1 protein-coding gene and 1 pseudogene are annotated in these 825 nt (G+C 76.9%); one reads left to right on the top strand and one right to left on the bottom strand.

Annotated elements, in window-relative coordinates; all coding sequences use genetic code 11:
- On the bottom strand, window positions 1-343 hold a 343-nt coding region (locus EAO77_RS39125; protein ID WP_187283563.1), incomplete at its 3' end, for a substrate-binding domain-containing protein.
- Between EAO77_RS39125 and EAO77_RS35605 the strand changes: the two are divergent.
- Window positions 272-825, top strand: a pseudogene (locus EAO77_RS35605) (substrate-binding domain-containing protein); the annotation flags it as partial. The gene EAO77_RS39125 and the pseudogene EAO77_RS35605 overlap by 72 nt on opposite strands.

Consider the following 825-nt stretch of genomic DNA (forward strand, 5'->3'; position numbering starts at 1 on the left):
CCCCCGCTCCGTACAGGCTCTGGAGGACGCCCAGGGCCAGCATGTCGTTGGCGCAGAAGACCGCCGACGGGAGGGCGGCCATGCCCAGCAGCCGTGCCCCGGCGTCCCGCCCGGCCGCGGCGTCCAGGCGAGCCGTCTCCACCTGTGCGAGGGCACCGGCCGGCAGCCCCGCCTCCGCGAGGGCCAGCAGCGCGCCCTCGCGGCGGTCGCGGCACTGCGCGAGGTGCATGGGGCCGCTGACGTAGACGACCTCCCGGTGCCCGCGCTGCACGAGGTGGCGCACGGCGAGGGCTGCTCGGTGTCCGTGGACGACGTCATCGGCGGCACCCTGGCCGTGCGGCATCTGCTGGCCGCCGGGCACCGCTCGGTCACCTACATCAGCGGCCCCATGCACCTGCCCCAGTGCCGCGACCGGCACGCCGGCGCACGCGCCGCCCTCGCGGAGGCCGGGCTGCCCGCGGACGCGCTGCGGCACGTCGAGGCGGCGCGGCTGGACGTCGCCTCCGGCATCGACGCGGGCGCCCGCCTGCTGGGCMTGSSCGMMCKCCCSWCSGCGGTCTTCTGCGCCAACGACMTGCTGGCCCTGGGCGTCCTCCAGAGCCTGTACGGAGCGGGGGTGCGGGTCCCCGGCGACGTCGCCCTGGTCGGCTACGACGACATCGAGTTCGCGGCCGCCGCGGCCGTCCCGCTGACCTCCGTACGGCAGCCCGCCTTCCACCTCGGGCGCACCGCCGCGCGGCTGCTGATCGAGGAGACGGGGGACGAGGCGGCCGCGCACCGGCACGAGCAGATCGTTCTCCAGCCSGAGCTGGTGGTCAGGGACTC

The organism is Streptomyces sp. T39, from assembly GCF_008042045.1.
GTDB lineage: Bacteria > Actinomycetota > Actinomycetes > Streptomycetales > Streptomycetaceae > Streptomyces.